This is a genomic window from Chitinophaga ginsengisoli, assembly GCF_003014595.1.
In the GTDB taxonomy this organism is placed as follows: Bacteria; Bacteroidota; Bacteroidia; order Chitinophagales; family Chitinophagaceae; genus Chitinophaga; species Chitinophaga ginsengisoli.
This window is the reverse complement of the sequence record NZ_PYGK01000003.1, coordinates 151738-169886: the sequence shown is the minus strand read 5'-3', so window position 1 is coordinate 169886 and position 18149 is coordinate 151738. Positions and strand designations below refer to the sequence as shown.

Annotated in this window: 13 protein-coding genes; 5 read left to right on the top strand and 8 right to left on the bottom strand. The window is 44.8% G+C overall.

Features of this window, described 5'->3' with window-relative positions; all coding sequences use genetic code 11:
- The first annotated feature begins 160 nt into the window (after positions 1-160).
- Both htpG and CLV42_RS08525 read left to right on the top strand, forming a co-directional pair.
- Complete coding sequence (gene htpG / locus CLV42_RS08530; protein ID WP_106601490.1) at positions 161-1996, top strand: molecular chaperone HtpG; 1836 nt, start codon at positions 161-163, stop codon at positions 1994-1996.
- A gap of 141 nt (positions 1997-2137) precedes the next feature.
- Positions 2138-2941, top strand: coding sequence for a carboxylesterase family protein (locus CLV42_RS08525; protein ID WP_170117439.1), 804 nt, complete (start codon positions 2138-2140; stop codon positions 2939-2941).
- 41 nt (positions 2942-2982) lie between these two features.
- On the opposite strand, the gene recJ is transcribed toward CLV42_RS08525, so the two are convergent.
- Both recJ and CLV42_RS08515 read right to left on the bottom strand, forming a co-directional pair.
- Positions 2983-4689, bottom strand: coding sequence for a single-stranded-DNA-specific exonuclease RecJ (gene recJ, locus CLV42_RS08520; RefSeq protein ID WP_106601488.1), 1707 nt, complete (start codon positions 4687-4689; stop codon positions 2983-2985).
- A gap of 69 nt (positions 4690-4758) precedes the next feature.
- Complete coding sequence (locus CLV42_RS08515; protein WP_106601487.1) at positions 4759-5724, bottom strand: polyprenyl synthetase family protein; 966 nt, start codon at positions 5722-5724, stop codon at positions 4759-4761.
- 313 nt (positions 5725-6037) lie between these two features.
- Here CLV42_RS08515 and CLV42_RS08510 point away from each other — a divergent pair, with 313 nt between their 5' ends.
- Positions 6038-7582, top strand: coding sequence for an OmpA family protein (locus CLV42_RS08510; protein WP_106601486.1), 1545 nt, complete (start codon positions 6038-6040; stop codon positions 7580-7582).
- A 138-nt stretch (positions 7583-7720) separates the two neighbouring features.
- Complete coding sequence (locus CLV42_RS08505) at positions 7721-9676, top strand: KUP/HAK/KT family potassium transporter (RefSeq protein ID WP_211303414.1); 1956 nt, start codon at positions 7721-7723, stop codon at positions 9674-9676.
- 38 nt (positions 9677-9714) lie between these two features.
- Here the strand turns inward: CLV42_RS08505 and CLV42_RS08500 are convergent, their stop codons facing one another.
- Positions 9715-10578: a pirin family protein gene (locus CLV42_RS08500; protein WP_106601484.1), complete on the bottom strand. Its 864-nt coding sequence runs from the start codon at positions 10576-10578 to the stop codon at positions 9715-9717.
- Between the two features lie 161 nt (positions 10579-10739).
- Here CLV42_RS08500 and CLV42_RS08495 point away from each other — a divergent pair, with 161 nt between their 5' ends.
- Complete coding sequence (locus CLV42_RS08495) at positions 10740-11120, top strand: YidH family protein (protein ID WP_106601925.1); 381 nt, start codon at positions 10740-10742, stop codon at positions 11118-11120.
- A gap of 158 nt (positions 11121-11278) precedes the next feature.
- Here the strand turns inward: CLV42_RS08495 and ftsZ are convergent, their stop codons facing one another.
- The 5 genes from ftsZ to murG all read right to left on the bottom strand — a co-directional run bounded on the left by ftsZ (position 11279) and on the right by murG (position 18126).
- Entirely contained in the window at positions 11279-12970 is a 1692-nt protein-coding gene (gene ftsZ, locus CLV42_RS08490) for a cell division protein FtsZ (RefSeq protein ID WP_106601483.1), read from the bottom strand.
- A gap of 143 nt (positions 12971-13113) precedes the next feature.
- The gene (ftsA, locus tag CLV42_RS08485) at positions 13114-14517 is read right to left on the bottom strand and encodes a cell division protein FtsA (protein ID WP_106601482.1); all 1404 of its coding nucleotides are present in this window, start codon (positions 14515-14517) and stop codon (positions 13114-13116) included.
- Positions 14514-15599 (bottom strand): hypothetical protein, encoded by a 1086-nt coding sequence (locus tag CLV42_RS08480; protein WP_106601481.1) that lies wholly within the window; start codon positions 15597-15599, stop codon positions 14514-14516. The genes ftsA and CLV42_RS08480 overlap by 4 nt, the downstream gene beginning before the upstream one ends.
- A gap of 18 nt (positions 15600-15617) precedes the next feature.
- The gene (gene murC / locus CLV42_RS08475) at positions 15618-17009 is read right to left on the bottom strand and encodes a UDP-N-acetylmuramate--L-alanine ligase (protein ID WP_106601480.1); all 1392 of its coding nucleotides are present in this window, start codon (positions 17007-17009) and stop codon (positions 15618-15620) included.
- A gap of 22 nt (positions 17010-17031) precedes the next feature.
- Complete coding sequence (gene murG, locus CLV42_RS08470) at positions 17032-18126, bottom strand: undecaprenyldiphospho-muramoylpentapeptide beta-N-acetylglucosaminyltransferase (protein WP_106601479.1); 1095 nt, start codon at positions 18124-18126, stop codon at positions 17032-17034.
- Positions 18127-18149: the final 23 nt, after the last annotated feature.

The following is an 18149-nucleotide window of genomic DNA, read 5'->3' as shown; positions in this document are numbered from 1 at the left end:
TCGAAGAAGCGTCGAACAAGCATCGAATAAGCGACGAAGAAGCGACGGACAGGTAACGTCGGGGAAAAGGCTTGTTTTACTGTTCCTGTCGGACAGTTTGTCAGCCTAATGTCTGCTGGCATATCCTTTGTCGGGAAACCTTTTAAAAAATTTGACACCCATGCAGAAAGGAGCAATACGTGTTCAGACAGAGAACATTTTCCCCATTATTAAGAAATTCCTCTATTCAGACCATGAGATCTTCATCCGCGAGCTGGTAAGTAATGCGGTGGACGCTACACAAAAGTTAAAGACCTTAGCTGGTGTCGGAGAGTTTAAAGGTGAGCTGGGCACCCCTGAAATTACAGTGAAGCTGGATAAAGAGAAAAAGACCTTGACCATCTCCGATATGGGAGTGGGTATGACTGCTGAAGAAGTAGATAAATACATCAACCAGGTGGCTTTCTCCGGTGCAGAAGAATTCCTGAAAAAATACAAAGGTCAGACAGATGGGACCAATATCATTGGGCATTTTGGTCTGGGTTTCTACTCTTCCTTCATGGTAAGTAACCAGGTGGAGATCTTCACTAAATCACATAAAGAGGAAGCGCCTGCCGTACGCTGGGAATGTGATGGCAGTCCTGAGTATATGCTGGAAGAAACCACGAAAGAAAACCGTGGTACTGACATTGTGCTGCACATCAATGAAGAAAGTGAAGAATTCCTGGATGAACACCGTATCCAGACCATGCTGGAGAAGTTCTGTAAATTCCTGCCTGTACCTGTAAAATTTGCAGATAAACAGCTGAATAATACTAACCCTGCATGGACTAAGAAACCGGCTGAACTGACAGACGAAGACTATCAGAATTTCTATAAAGAATTATATCCATATGCAGAGGCGCCATTGTTCTGGATCCATCTGAATGTGGATTATCCGTTCAACCTCACAGGTATCCTGTATTTCCCTAAGATCAATAAGAGCTTTGAAGTACAGAAAGATAAGATCAGCCTGTATTCCAACCAGGTATTCGTTACTGATGAAGTGAAGGATATCGTTCCTGAGTTCCTGATGTTGCTGCATGGTGTGATAGACAGTCCGGATATTCCGCTGAACGTAAGCCGCAGTTATCTGCAGGGAGATCCGAATGTGAAAAAGATCAGCACTTATATTACGAAGAAAGTAGCTGATAAACTGGATGAGATCTTCCGCAATGACCGTAAGGGCTTTGAAGAGAAGTGGGAATCCATCGGCCTGTTTGCCAAGTATGGTATGATGACCGATGATAAGTTCCAGGAGAAAGGAAATAAATTCCTGTTGCTGGAAGATATTACTGAGGCTGGCAAGTTCTATACACTGGAAGAATACAAACAGGAAGCAAGCGCTTTGCAAACCAATAAGGATGGAAAACTGGTTGTATTGTATGCCACAAACGCAATACAACAGGACAGCTATATCCAGGCTGCAAAGAATAAAGGATATAAGATCATAAAGCTGGACACTATTATAGATGCTGCGTTCATCAATAATATGGAGCCAAGATGGGATAGCATGCAATTCACCCGTGTAGATGCTGATATAGCAGATAATCTGGTGGATAAAGATGAAAAATCAGAGAGTGTATTAACATCTGATCAGGAAACCAAACTGAAGGAATTGTTTGAGCATATTCCGCAACAGCATGTGAAGGTAGAACTGAAAGGCCTGAGCGCAGAAGCCCAGCCGGTGATCGTAACCCGTCCGGAATTCATGCGTCGTATGAAAGATATGGCGGCAGTAGGCGGAAGTGGTATGAGCTGGTATGCGAGTATGCCAGATGAGATCAATATGACCATCAACGCAAACCATCCGATCTACCTGCAGATCCTTGAAGAAAGTGATAATGATAAACAGCAGAAGCAGGTACGAAATCTGGCAGATCTGGCGTTATTATCACAGAACCTGCTGACGGGTGCTGACCTTACCGCCTTTGTGAACAGAAGTGTAGAATTAATGAGTGCTGAAAAGAAAAATTGATCTGCTATATAGAGATAAACGCCTATTTCCTGCATATATCGGGGGCGTCTGATGGAAATATAGTAGGTTTGTAATAAGAAATAATAACCCAGGTCCCGTCTCATGTCACATGAGACGGGATTTTTCATTTATGCCACACATATGAAAAGAAGAGTATTTAAGAGATTTGTATATGTGCTACTAATTGTATTATTGGGTAATATAGTAGCCTGTTCTAAGAAGAATGATGCCGCAACACCCGGCGGTAATGGAACTGATACCATCCCTGATCCTCCCAAAGAAGATGTATTTGACCCTCAGACCCCGGGAGTCACAGTAAAAACGATGGATTATAAGGGGGGAAACATCGATGACTATCTGCTGTATGTTCCTGACACTTACAATGAGAAAAAGACTTACAAATGGCCTATCGTGATCTTTTTGCACGGAATAGGGGAAATAGGAAACGATATTAATGTGATCAGAAAGGTCGGTTTGCCCAAAGTAGTAACGGGAAAGCAGTTTGTTATGATTGCCCCGCAGTGTACTGCATCCTGGTGGAATACGGATGTTTTACAACAGTTGTATAAAGAAGTGTTGAAGAAATATCATGTGGATAGCTCCCGTGTTTATTTAACAGGATTGAGTATGGGAGGATATGGCACCTGGAACTGGGCACAAACCAGTCCGGAGAAGTTTGCTGCTATTGTACCAATCAGCGGAGCAGGTACACCATCGCAGGCTTGTGTATTGAAGAATATGCCGGTATGGGCTTTTCACAATGCCAATGATCCTACAGTAGCTGTATCCGGCTCACGGGATATGGTAAATGCACTAAAGGCATGCGGAAGTAACCTGGTTAAGTATACGGAAAATCCTACAGGAGGGCATGATGCCTGGACGAAGGCATATGCAGATACTGCATTATATACATGGTTACTGCAACAGAAAAAAGTAAAGTTGTAAGTAATAGTTATGAAAGAAGGGAAGCGGATAAGTAATATTACTTAGTGATGTGCCCTGATATCAATTACTTTAAGTTGTAGATTCATCTTACCATTCCACTCGTTTTCATCGATGGTAAAGGCCATGTCGAAGGGCTGTTTACTGCTTACAATGTGGAATTTTTCGGACATGTAGAATCCTATGCCCGTTAATGCATTGGGAGATTTGCCCTGTTTTACAGAGAACTTAATGTGTTCATCTTTGACGAGCCTTGAATAACCACTGTCTGTTACATTTCTCACAAGGAAAACGGGACGTAGATTCTCCGGTCCCAGTGGTTCGAATTGACGCAGGATATTGAAAAAAGCGGGCGTAATATCTTTCAGCTGTATTTCGGTATCGATGACTATTTCCGGTACCAGCAATTCCGGATCAATAGTAGTGGCTACTACTTCTTCAAATTTCTTTTGGAATGCAGCGACATTTTCCGGTTTTAATGTCATGCCTGCTGCATAGAAGTGACCTCCATAATTTTCCAGGAGTTCTTTGCACTGGTGAATGGCTTCATAGACATTGAAGCCGGTAACTGAACGTGCAGAACCAGCTACTTTATCATTGCTCAGTGTAAGAATAATAGTAGGGCGGTAATAATATTTGTCGATCAGGCGGGATGCAACGATGCCTACTACGCCTTTGTGCCAGTCGGGTTTATAAAGAACAGTAGATTTTTTATCCTGCAGTGTAAGATCGTTCTGTAATAATTCAACAGCTTCTTTGGTGATGTTGCCATCAATTTCTTTCCTGTCAAAATTATCGGCATGCAGCACTTTAGCAATTTCCATTGCTTTGTCCTTATCTGTTTCCACAAACAGGTTCACTGCTTTTCTTGCATCGTCCATTCTGCCAGCAGCGTTAACGCGCGGAGCGATAACAAATACAAGGTTGGAGATGGTCAGCTGTTCTTTTAATCCGCTGAGTTCTATCAATGCCTGTATACCTGGCAACGGAGATGAGTTTACTTTCTTTAATCCATGAAATGCCAGCACACGATTCTCTCCGGTCATTGGTACAATATCAGCAGCAATGCTGGTGGCTACCAGGTCCAGGTACTTATGTACTTTCTCATCGGGCACACCTCTTTTCTGTGCGAAAGCGGAGATCAGTTTATAGCCGATGCCGCAGCCACTCAGTTCTTTATATGGATAAGGACAGTCGTATTGTTTCGGATTCAGGATAGCAACAGCAGGTGGCAATATAGCATCGGGCAGGTGGTGGTCACAGATGACAAAGTCTATACCATTGCCGGCCGCCCAGGTGATCTGGTCGATCGCTTTGATGCCACAGTCCAGCGCGATAACGAGGGTGAATTCATTATCCCTGGCATATTCAATGCCTTGCTGAGAAATGCCGTATCCTTCCTTATACCGGTGAGGAATATAAAATTCGATGTTATTATATAAGGAATGCAGGAAGTCATAAACAGTAGCTACGGCGGTAGTACCATCTACATCGTAGTCTCCGAAAACGAGGATCTTTTCATGTCTGAAAAAAGCCTGTTCAATACGGGAGACTGCTTTATCCATATCTTTCATCAGCCATGGATCGTGCAGATCTGCGAGAGTAGGCCGGAAAAAAAGGCGTGATTCATCGTAGGTATGCAGGCCCCGTTGTACGAGCAATCTGCATAGTAAAGGGTGAATGCGCAAAGACGACTGGAGCAATGCTTCCTGTTTCGGTTGATAAGATCGGACTGTCCAGCGTTTTTGCATTTAGTGCCTGAGTTAGTATCTAAAGTTGTTTGAATAATGTACTGTTCTCGGAAGATAAGTTTTTATTGGTTAAAAAGTACGATCAGTGGTATATCTTACTAATGTTTCCAGGCCGGCGCGGATATTATTTTCCGGAAAGCTATGGAGGATGGCCAATGCATCGTCGCGGTACTCGAACATTTTCTGTTGTGTGTATTCAATGCCGCCGGATTTTTTAACCAGTTCTATGACTTCGGCAACACGGTCTTTATCGGTATTGTGATTTTTGACGATGTTGATAATAAGTCTTCTGGTTTCGGGAGTAGCATGTTCCAGGGTATAAATAAGTGGGAGGGTCATTTTCTTTTCCCGTATATCAATCCCAGTCGGTTTACCTATTTTTTCTGAGCCGTAATCGAAGAGATCATCTTTGATCTGGAAGGCCACACCTACTTTTTCACCGAAAAGGCGCATTTTCTCAGTTGTCTCATCATCGTTGGTTGAGCTCCAGGCGCCGGCTGCGCAGGCAGAGGCGAGGAGAGAGGCTGTTTTCCGGCGGATGATCTCAAAGTATATATCTTCTTTAATATTAAGCTTGCGGGTTTTTTCTATCTGCAGCAGTTCTCCTTCGCTCATTTCTCTTACAGCTTCTGATAGGATCTTTAAAGCTTTGAACTCATTGTTACTTACTGATAGTAGTAATCCTTTGGACAGGAGATAGTCTCCTACCAGTACGGCTATTTTGTTTTTCCACAGTGCATTGATGGAGAAGAAGCCCCTTCTTTCATTGGCGTCGTCTACCACGTCGTCGTGAACGAGTGTTGCTGTATGGAGCAATTCTACAAAGGCAGCGGCATGGTATGTGCTTTCCTGTAGATCTGCTTTAAATAGTTTGGCAGATAAAAGCACAAACATGGGTCTGATCTGCTTGCCTTTACGTTTAACGATGTAATGCATGATCCTGTCCAAAAGGGGGACATGACTTTTTACAGCGTCTGCGAATTTGCCTTCAAAATCCTGTAATTCCTTACTGATCAGGTGTTTAATTTCGTCCATAGGTGCTTTAAAAAGATTGCTAAGCTATGCTTAAAATGTCAAATTTTAACAATTTGGCCCCTAATTTGTATATATGGGTGTAACATAACTTTAACATTACTTTGTTTTAGTTCTAACAAATATGCTTATTCGTTATATACCAAGGCAAATTAAGGTATAACATTTGTTTTGCCTAAGCACTAGTAGTTAACTAGTTATCAATGAAAATAATATTGTAACAAAAATTTGAATATTCATTTGAGAATTTTACCTTTGCTGGGTAAAAAAACGGGTTATTAGTAAATTTTTAACAGTTTTTAAATAGAAAACAATTATGGCAAGCAAAAAGTACTTATTACTGGCAGGCGCTATGAGTCTCCTAGCGGCGTCCTCCAGTTTTGCACAAGTTACCCCTGTTTATGATGCCCTGGATTCAAGTAAGGTACCAGCGTCAAGACAGGCCCAACAGAACAACTTTTCCAACCATCAGTATGATTTCCCTGCGAAACCTCGCGATATGTGGGAATTAGGTTTCCATGGTGGTCTGCACCTGATCAACGGTACTATTCCAGCTAGACCAGGTTTTGGTGGTGGTATCTCCCTGAGAAAATCTCTGGGTCACACTATCTCGATCAGAGCTGAGTATACCGGTTCCTTCGATAAAGGTCTGGATTACAGATTAAGGCCAGCGAACACAAATAACAGCAATGCGTGGGCAGCAACAGCAGCCGCTAACAACGGTCTGATCGTAGCTAACTATAAAACTGCTACTCACCAGCTGTCTTTCGACCTGATGGCTTCTCTGAGCAACATCCTGTTCTATAAGGCGCAGCCTAAAATTAACTGGTATGTATTTGGTGGTTACAGCCTTGGTCTGATCGACGTTGACGTTGATGCGTTGAATGGTAATGCAGCTTATAACTATAGCAGCATTAACTTCTCTGCTCCTCGTAAAGACATCAGAAGTCAGCTGAAAAACCTGTTAGACGGAGATTACGAGCAGAACGCTCCATCTCAGGGTAACAGAGGCAACATCGGTCGTAAGGACAACAACCAAATGTGGCGTCATGGTGCTGATTTCGGTACTGGTATCGCTTACAGAATTTCTAAACGTTTCAACATCGGTATCGAAGAGAAATATACTCTGTACTTTGATGACTATCTGGACGGTTATTCCTCTCCATATACTAGCCACAAAGACGCTTTCAGCTATACCAGCATTCGTCTGAACTTCAACCTGGGTAACTCCGCTAAACGCGTTGAGCCATTATGGTGGGTAAATCCGCTGAACTACGCTTACAACGAACTGAGCGCTCCTCGTCATATGAAGCTGCCTACTCCGGTACTGCCTGATGCTGATGGTGATGGTGTTACTGACCAGTTTGATCGTGAGCCTAACACACCAGCTGGTGCTCCAGTTGATGTTCACGGTGTAGCTAAAGATACTGATGGTGACGGTGTTCCTGACTTCAAGGATAAACAACTGGTTACTCCAACTTACTGCCAGCCAGTTGACGCTGATGGTGTTGGTAAATGCCCAGATCCTGAGTGCTGCAAAGACCGTGTAACTCCTGCAGCTTGTAACTCACTGGTTCTGCCTAGCGTAAGCTTCAAAGGTAGCTCTACCAAAGTTGCAACTGACAACGAAGCTGTACTGGCTTCAGTTGCTAGCACACTGAAATCTAACCCATCTTGTAACATCCTGGTTACTGGCCACGCTGGTGCTAAAGGTAAAAAAGGTGGTGTTGATTTGAGCAGCAGAAGAGTAGATGCAGTTATCGACTACCTGGCTGATAAACAAGGTATCGATCGCGGTCGCTTCATCAAACAAAACACTCCTGGTGAGTCTTCCACTGTAGATTTAGCTCCAGCTAACTAATAGTGTCTCACTAAGAAGATATAAGGCCCCGTCTCGCATAAGCGAGACGGGGTTTTTTTATAAGCGGATTTTTTGATATTTGTACATCTCCGCAATTCCACCTAACTTTGGTGGCTTTTTTATTAAATACATATTTTCGTGAGAAAAGACATTAACAGGGTAAGCCTGGCCGGTTTAGTAGTAGCTTTGGGTATTATCTACGGTGACATTGGAACCTCTCCGTTATACGTTTTCAAGGCAATTGTAGGCAATAACCCTGTAAGCGACCTCCTGGTTATCGGTGCTATATCCTGTATCATCTGGACCCTGACTTTACAAACGACTATTAAATATGTGATCCTGACACTTCGGGCCGATAATAAAGGTGAAGGCGGGATTTTTTCATTATATGCGTTGGTCAGGCGGCATGCCAAATGGGCCGTTATCTTTGGGATGATAGGAGGGGCCGCCCTGCTGGCCGATGGGATCATTACCCCACCTATTACTGTTACATCTGCTATTGAGGGCTTACGGACCCTGGAAGTATTCAAGGACCTTAGCCAGTTCACGATTGTGAAGATCGTGCTGACCATTATCACTTTAATGTTCGTAGTACAGCAATTTGGTACCGTATCCATCGGTAAATTGTTTGGCCCTATTATGGTGATCTGGTTTTCTATGCTGGGAGTACTTGGACTCTCCCACATCGTAGATGATGTAGCTATCTTTAAAGCATTCAGCCCTCATTATGCTATCGAGCTGCTGACTACCTATCCCCGTGGGTTTATGATATTGGGAGCCGTATTCCTGTGTACCACCGGGGCAGAAGCCCTGTATTCCGATCTCGGGCACTGTGGCAAGGGTAATATCCGGGTTTCCTGGATCTTTGTAAAGATCTGCCTGATCCTTAACTATCTCGGACAGGGAGCCTGGTTGCTGACCCAGAAAGGACAGATCATCCCTAAAGACCAGAACCCATTCTTTGCTATTATGCCGGAATGGTTTGTCATCTTCGGAGTACTGATTGCTACCCTGGCGTCCATTATTGCCAGCCAGGCACTGATATCGGGGTCTTTTACCCTCATTTCAGAAGCTATGCGATTGAACCTCTGGCCTAAATTAAAGATCAATTATCCTACCGAGGAACGTGGACAGTTATACATCCCTGGTATCAATACCATGCTGTTTGTAGGCTGTGTGGCTATCGTGCTGATCTTCAAAGAGTCTTCTTCTATGGAGGCGGCCTATGGATTGTCCATCACCATCTGTATGCTGATGACCTCCTGCCTGTTCGCCTTCTATTTATATACCCGGAGGGTCCGGCTCAGCCTGATCCTGATCTACCTTGTCATCTATTTCACTATTGAGTTTTCCTTCCTCTTCGCTAACCTCGTGAAATTTATGCATGGCGGTTATGTGACCGTAATAGTGGCCGGGATACTCTTCCTGATCATGATGGTATGGTTTAAATCCAGGAAGATCAAGAACCGTTACGTGGAGTTTGTAAGGCTGGAAGACCATCTTCCGGTGATCCAGGAACTCAGCAATGACAGCACCATTCCTAAATATGCTACTCACCTGGTGTATATGAGTAGTGCTGACAATCCGAAGGAGATCGAACATAAGATCATTTATTCCATCCTGAATAAGAAGCCTAAAAGGGCAGATATATACTGGTTTGTACACGTAGACGTTGTGGATGAGCCTTACCTGAGTGAATATTCCGTGCAGACGATCATTCCAAATGAAGTGATCAGGGTAGAATTCAGACTGGGCTTTAAAGTGGAGCAGCGCATTAACCTGATGTTCCGTATGGTAGTGGAAGACATGGTACGTAATAAGGAAGTGAACATCACCAGCCGCTACGAATCCCTGAGTAAGAACAATGTAGTAGGGGACTTCCAGTTCATCGTCATGGAGAAATTCCTTTCGCACGATAATGACCTGCCTCTCTATGAGCGGCTGGTCATGCGTATGTACTTCTTCCTCAAGAAGATCAGCTTATCAGAAGAACGTGGTTTCGGACTGGATTCCAGCTACGTAACGATCGAAAAATATCCGCTGGTAGTGTCGCCTGTCACGAACCTGCAATTGCGACGGATTATACATTCTTAATCGAAAAAGGCCAGCATTACGCTGGCCTTTTTTGATTCTTAGTCTATATAGAAACCAAATTTTCCCATCCGTTCATCCCTCATCGCTTCCATGATTTCGGTTTGTGTATTCATTACATAAGGACCATGCCAGGCAACCGGCTCATTTAAAGGTGCTCCGTCACAGTAGAGGATGATTGCATCACTACTGGCTGTGATATTGATGGTGTCACCATCGTTATTAAAGAGCACCAGCGACCTGTCTCCGGCTATTGCACCATTCACCGTTACATTGCCCCGCAATACATAGAATAAGACATTCCTGCCCTCTGCAACACTGATATCTGCCTTGCTATCCGGCTGCATGGTAATCAGGGCCGCATTGATCCCTGTGAGGGAATTAATAGCGCCTTTATGGCCATTCCAGTTGCCCCCCGCGATAGCTACCTGCACCTTGTCATTGTCAGCAGTCACTACCGGAATATCGTTCTTCTGCAGGCCGGTATATTTAGCCGGATTCATCTTCAACTTCGCCGGCAGATTGATCCAGAGCTGTAAGAGTTCCAGGTCTCCGCCTTCTTCCTTAAAAGAGTTCTCCACATATTCGTTATGTATCAATCCTCTTGCCGCCGACATCCACTGTACGCCGCCTGCATCAATCTTGCTATGATAACCGTGAGAGTCTTTATGTACAACGTGTCCGCTGATAATCCAGGTCACTGTTTCAAAGCCTCTGTGCGGGTGGGGGCCAAAGGGCATACCACTGTTAAGCGGTGGTAAGGTCATTGGGCCGTGGTGATGTAATAACAGAAAAGGATCTGTTGCCTTGCCGTCCTGATAAGGCAAAGGACTGTAGAAATAATAATCGCTCAAAGAGCCGTTTATTGGGTGGTTGTTTACAACCTTGTTTACTGTCTTTTGCATAAGCAAATTTACGAAGGAATGGTAGGGTAGGGAATGGATAGATGTGAGGAAGTGGTGGATGATTTTAGGGGGGGATTTGCATGAGTTGATCACCTTCCTGACGTCAGGAAGGTGATCAACTATTTGCTATTTTGGTTTATCTTTTATAGAAAATAATGCTGATGGCTGAAGATCAAAAAAGAGGCAATCCAAGCGACCACCTCGCAAATGAGCGGACATTACTTGCATGGACAAGAACAAGCATAGGGATCATGGCCTTTGGTTTTGTAGTGGTCAAATTCTCGCTGTTTGTGAAGCAGATATCATTGGTATTGGGGAAGGAATATGCGATCCATTCCAGGGGTGTTTCTGCGCTTGTAGGTATATTACTTGTGGCGGTTGGTGCTGTTACTACGGTATTTTCTTATGTTCGATATAAACGTACCGAAAAGCAATTGACAGACGGGACTTATCGTCACTCGTCTTTGCTCATTACGCTGTTAACTGCATTTATATTTTTGGTGAGTGTATTGCTGATTGTTTATTTGATCGAAAGTGCATAACCACAATTAGATCATTTTGCTGATATCGGCAAAATGATCAGAAACCGCGCCCCTGCTAATTTTATTATAAAACACAGTTGCAGCGAAAAAAAAGTCCCCCGGGGAACCGGAGGACTTTTCTTTAACACAACTAAAAAACAATCAAACGTCCGAATAGATCAATCGGGTTTTTTCCCATCTAAAAAGGTATTAATCGTATTAATTTCCGCCTGGTTGTTCTGACCGTCGGAAATAGTATAGTTGGAATAGAAGTTTTCTGCTGATCCCGCGCCGTTATCGAGGTTGATGTTGCGACGGATGTAAGCAGGAACATTTTCCATTTCTGTGTTATTGTCTATGCCTTTCACATTGAAGCTGATGCTGCGCAGTTTTGCCACACGTTCAGCTTGTTTGCGTTTTTGTTCTTCCAATTGTTCTTCGAAAGCCTGCAGCTGGATATCTGAAGGTACTTCCGGTGCCTGATCTTCCTCCCTGAAAACCATCTTCATTTCCGGAACATCCGGAGATGAAGGTGTGTTGCCGCCCGGCTCTATGTAAATGTATGCCGGACCTGCAGGGTAACCACCGGCTGCAGGAGTAGGCTGTATAACATTTACACCTGCTCCGTATCCTGCCATTGTCTGGGGAGCCACAGCAGAAGGTTCAACGTTCAGGGTGAAGTTTAACCTTTCCGGCTGCTGGGGAGCAGGAGGAGTGAAGGTAGTTGCAGGCTGGGTAACCACAGGTTCTACCAGGCGGGGCGCCATCAGGTCCGCTGGTTCAACGAATAATGTCTGTTGCTGATTATTCATTTTCTTTTCATCACCATCTTGGCCCAGCTGCATTACAATTTTAGGCTGTTCCTGGGAAGGATCCTGTGGAGTCGTTTTTACCTGTTGGATCGGTTTCTGTTCGAACCCCGTAGCAATGATGGTTACGCCCAGTTTACGATCCAGGGTAGTGTCATAGCCCACACCGAGGATCACGTCGCAATCCTCGCCTGCCTGGCTTTGTACAAATGCCTGTATGGTATCCATTTCATCCAGGGTGTGTTCGAATTCACCTTCTGAAGAGGAAATGTTGATCAGGATCCATTTAGCACCACGGATATCGTTATCATTCAGCAATGGAGAAGTAAGTGCTTCTTCGATCGCTTTCTGTGCACGGTTTTCGCCTTCTGCGGTAGCAGCACCGAGAATGGCCACGCCACCATTGCGCATTACCGTACAAACGTCCGCAAAATCCACGTTGATCTGACCGGTTGAGTTGATCACATCGGTGATGCATTTTGCTGCGGTAGCAAGTACGTTATCTGCTTTTTCGAAGGCAGCTTTGAATTTCAGATCGCCGTATTTCTGACGAAGCTTGTCATTAGAGATGATGAGCAGTGTATCAACATAATCTTTCAATCTGCTGACACCTTCATCTGCCTGCGCCATCCTTTTTTTCCCTTCATAAGAGAAAGGAGTAGTAACAATCCCCACCGTAAGAATACCCAGCTCCTTACATATACGTGCAATGATAGGGGCGCCACCGGTACCGGTACCACCACCCATGCCTGCAGTAATGAAGGCCATCTTGGTATTCACCTCTAAGATCTTTTTGATTTCTTCAAAGGACTCTTCCGTCGCCTGTTCACCGATACGCGGATTGGCGCCTGCACCCAGTCCCTGTGTTAAATGCGGTCCTAACTGTATTTTGTTAGGCACGGGGCTGTTTGCAATAGCCTGTGCATCGGTATTGCAGATGATAAAATTCACACCCTCAATGCGTTGGTTGAACATGTGGTTCACCGCATTGCTCCCACCACCACCAATGCCTATCACCTTGATGATGGAAGATTTTTCTTTGGGAAGATCAAAATGTATCATGACTCTATCTCTTTTATGGGTTAGTTAGTATAATTAATAATGCCCACAATTCTTACTACGTTATTAATTATCCCTTTATTAATTACTTGATTTTTAAATCGTTTGTGGCTGCAACAATTGCGCCATATACCGACAATACCCTGTTAAAGTTTCGCATCTTCCTCTTCCGTGAACATGTCTATGATCTTTGTCTTCATCCTGTCCAGGAATGTTTTCAGCGAAGCATTCCGTTCTTTAGCTTTTCTTTCCTGTATCTGTTCAACGGTCGGCTCATCATCTTCCCAGGCATCTTCATCCTGCAGCGCCGCTTTTGCCGCCTGCTCTTTTGCGAGGTAGCTGGTATTGATCTTTACATAATTCTCTTCCAGTGCTCTGCGATCATTCTCATAATCATTGTAACCTTTGAGGATGAGACCTACGCAGGTAGCGTACATTGGCTTGGTCAGTTCGTCGATATGACCGCTGGCCAGATGTTCGTTCGGATAACCGATACGTGCGCTTACACCAGTTGTATATTCAGTTAACTGTATGAGATGTTTGAGCTGAGAACCTCCACCGGTAAGGATAATACCGCCATTCAGCATCTTATTGTCCATTCCGATCTGTTTCAGATGATACACCACGAAGTCCATGATCTCACTCATACGTGCCTGTATGATGTGTGCCAGGTTCTTTACAGAGATCTCTTTCGGGCTTTGACCACGCAGGCCAGGGATAGTGATGTAGGCGTTATTCTTAGCTTCATCAGCCAATGCATAACCGAACTGCACTTTCATCTGTTCTGCCTGTGTTTTCAGTACGCCCAGACCATTCTTGATATCGTTGGTGATGTTCTCACCACCGTATGGGATCACAGCTGTGTGTTTCAGAATACCTTCATAGAACACGGCGAGGTCTGTCGTACCACCACCAATATCTACGATAGCCACACCTGCTTCGAAGTCCATATCACACATTACTGCTGCTGCAGACGCCAGTGGCTGCAGTACCAGGTCATGTATTTTCAGGCCGGATTTCTCCACACTACGGTTGATATTACGGATAGCATTCTTATCGCCGGTGATGATGTGGAAGTTAGCACCCACCTTCACACCTGACATACCGATAGGGTAGGTGATGTTCTGGAGGCTATCCACGATATACTGTTGTGGTATCACGTCAATGATCTGATCACTGGCGGGAATCACGGTTTTATATTGGTCATTGATCAGCTGATCGATGTCTTTCTGAGAAATTTCGGCTTCGGTATCGCTACGCACTATATCTCCGCGTGTCTGCAGACTTTTGATATGGTGACCCGCAATACCAACATATACTTCATTGATCTCGAGATTCGGATTAGAAGCGTAGCAGTTTTCCAGGGCCTGGCGAATAGCCTTGATGGTCTGATCGATATTCAGCACCATTCCGTGCTGAACACCGAAAGACGGGGCTTTACCAAATCCCAGGATTTCCAGTTTCCCGTATTCATTCTTTCTTCCTGCGATGGCAGCAATCTTTGTAGTTCCAATATCGAGACCTACAATGATGGGAGCTTCCTGATTCATGGCGTTCTATTATTTTTTGTTGTGTTGACAGATTTTTTAACCGGCTTATACACTGCTTTCGGAGCCTTTTTATCGGACGCCGCAACCTTTTGTACCTTCGGTTTTGAAGCTGCTGGTTTGGTTGTCGCCGCCTTGGCCTTTGTAGACTTTGGTGTCGTCACTTTTACCTGCTTCTTCATCATCGATGTTGTTTCTGCTTGCGTTACTTCATCGTGGTGTATGAGGAACTTTGCAGAAGAATCATACCCGGCAGTACGTGCACTATCTGCAGACGCCAGTTTCCTGGATAATTCCTCTCCGTTCCTTCTTGTACATACAACCTCATTTTCATAAGCAACATTAATCCTCGCGTAATTATTCCAACCCACTTTATTCAATCCCTCTTTATAAAACGCCAGCAGTTTGCTGAACTTTTTCTCTACATCTGTTCCTTCTCCGAAAGCAATCACATGATCGCCTAGTTTCGGGATGATCTCAAATTCATGTGCTGGTGTGATCACTACCTGTTCTACCTGTGCAGACCAGAAGGTATCTTCCATGATATACGTACCCAGTGCCATAATTCCTGCCGTCAGTGAGCTGTCTGCTGCTTTAGGCTTTACAGCTTCTGCCGGGTAGTTTGTGAACACCGGTACGCGGGCGGTGTAACGGGCGGACACTGGTATCCGGTCTCCTTCCGTATCAAAGTAAAAGCTGTTGCCGGCGGCAGTGAATATGCGCGCTACTGGCTCACGCTGTGTTACTTTTATGTTCAGCTTGCGCTGGTTGTCAATGAATATTTCTGCATTCTTTACCCAGGGATCACGTGATACGATCTTCTCCAGGTTTGCTGTATTAATATCCTTGATCCGCTTGCCGACAGGATTGATGTCCTTGTCTTGTGCTACCAGTGCTTTGACATCTCTTTCCTCAATAAAGAAGTTGGCCTCATCTCCCTCAAGTTTCACAACGATCCCTGTGCATTTACCATCATTCTTGTCATTAACTGCAGCTACCAGGATGACAACAAAGCCCGCCAGCACACCGACCCACATCAGGGCAGTGCCGATTCGTTTTAATACTGTGCGGGTTTTGGTTTGCATTGGGTGTTATACTTTTTTTTATTCGTCTTTCTTTACTTCTTCATTGTCTATGATACCCTTTCCATTCAGTATTTCCTGTGCGGGCTCCCGGAACTGGTCAATGTCTCCTGCTCCTGCCGTAATAAATAGTGGAGCACTGTTCGCTTTTATCCAGGGTAACACTTCCTCTTTCTGTATCACTTGAACCGGCTTACTGATCATCTTCGCTATCATTTCGCTGTGTACACCTTCGATCGGTAACTCTCTGGCCGGATAGATGGGCAGTAATAATACTTCATCTGCCAGCGAGAGGCTTTCTGCAAAACCGTCTGCAAAGTCGCGCGTACGAGTGTACAGATGCGGCTGAAACAGTACGATGCATTTCCTGTCGGGGAATAATGCACGGGCGCTGGTGATCAGTGCACGCAATTCTTCCGGATGGTGTGCATAGTCGTCGATATACACCTGATAATCGTTCTTCACCAGGTATTCAAACCTGCGTTTGATACCTTTAAATTCAGCAATCGCCGTTTTGATCTTATCATCTTCAATACCCAGCAGGTGTGCCACTGCAATGGCTGCTACGGTGTTCTCAATGTTGTGGGTCCCACCGACAGGAAGATAGATGTTCTTCAACTTCCAGTCTTTCTGTATCACATCGAACATGTAACCACCTTCTGTTGGTTGTATGTTGGTCGCATATATATCCGCTTTGCTATCATTCAGGTGATACCATACATGGTTGTCGCCTTTCAGTTCATCAGCGCGGTGTAAACCCAGCTTAGCCACCAATGTGCCTTTTGCTTTGATGTTGCGGGTGTATTGAATAAATGCTTCCTGTACTTCTTCTTCTGTGCCGTAAATATCCAGGTGGTCTGCATCGATAGCAGTTAATACGGCTACATCGGGATGCAGTTTCAGGAAAGAACGGTCATATTCATCGGCTTCTATTACAGCTACCTGTTTGTTGCTGCTCCAGAAGTTACGGTCATAGTTGGCGCTGATACCTCCGAGGAAAGCGTTACAGCCATAACCGGTATGTCTGAGTATGTGTGCGATCAGGGTGGAGGTAGTGGTCTTACCATGTGTACCTCCTACGGTGATGGCATACAGATTTCTGGTGATTTCCTGTAATACATCACTGCGTTTCACCACTTCATATCCCTGCTCACGGAACCAGATCAGTTCTGAGTGAGAGCCAGGAATAGCGGGTGTGTACACCACCAGTTCTGCTTGTTTGTCTAACAATGCCACGTCGTCAGTATAATGGATCTGCATGCCTTCTTCAGCCAACTGGCGGGTAAGCACCGTCTCGGTACGGTCATAACCGCTCACATGCACACCCTTCTCATTGAAGAAGCGTGCAATGGCGCTCATGCCAATGCCTCCGATGCCGATGAAGTATACACGTTTTATGTTGTTCAGATCCATTTTTTCAATTACGTATTACTGATTACCCTATTAATCCCATTACTTCTTTTGCGATGACCGTATCTGCGTTGGTATTACCAAGTTTTCCTATATTTTCTGCCAGTTGTTCCAGCAGTGCTTTGTTCTGTACCAGGCTGAATAATGTTGTTCCCAGCTGTGCGGCGGCATCATCATTTTTGATCATGAGGGCCGCTTTTTTATTCACCAGGCTTTGTGCGTTGAAGGTCTGATGATCTTCTGCTGCAAAGGGGTATGGTACGAATATGACTGGCTTCTTCACTACACACAATTCGGCAATGGCCAAGGCACCCGCGCGTGATATCACTACATCTGCTGCTTTATAGGCGAAGTCCATCAGGTTAATGAACTCAAACACTTTTACATGAGATGCGTATGCTGCGGCTGCACTCTTTGCTGTTTCAAAGTATGGCTTACCTGTTTGCCAGATCAGCTGAATATCTTTCTCTACAAAGCTGGACAGCAGCGGATGCAATGCTTCGTTGATGGCTTTAGCTCCAAGGCTGCCGCCTACTGCGAATACAGTTGTTTTACCGCTCTTCAGCCCGAAGTGTTGTAGGGCATCTTCTTTTATTACGGACGACTGCGTGATATTGTTTCTCACAGGATTGCCTGTGAAGATGATCTTATCAGCAGGGAAGAACTTTTCCATGTTTTCGTAACCCGTACAGATCTTCTTTGCTTTCCTGCCCAATACCATATTGGCTTTACCAGCGAAGGAGTTCTGTTCCTGTATCAGTGTCGGAATGCCTTTGCTCTGTGCTTTACGCAGGATAGGGAAACTGGCATAACCGCCAACGCCCACCACTGCCTGTGGCTGGAAACGTTCAATAATGCGGCGTGCCTGTCCCAGGCTTTTGATCACTTTAAAAGGCAGCAACAGGTTTTTAAACATGTTACTACGGTTTAACCCGGCTATTTCGAGCCCTTCGATTTTGTAACCTGCCTGTGGCACTTTCTCCATCTCCATCTTTCCTTTGGCGCCTACAAAAAGGATCTCTGTTTCAGGGTCTATCTTCTTCAACGCATTGGCAATAGCAATAGCCGGGAAGATATGTCCTCCTGTTCCGCCACCTGCTATGATTATTCTGCGTTGCATATGTATCGTTTTTACTTTGGTTG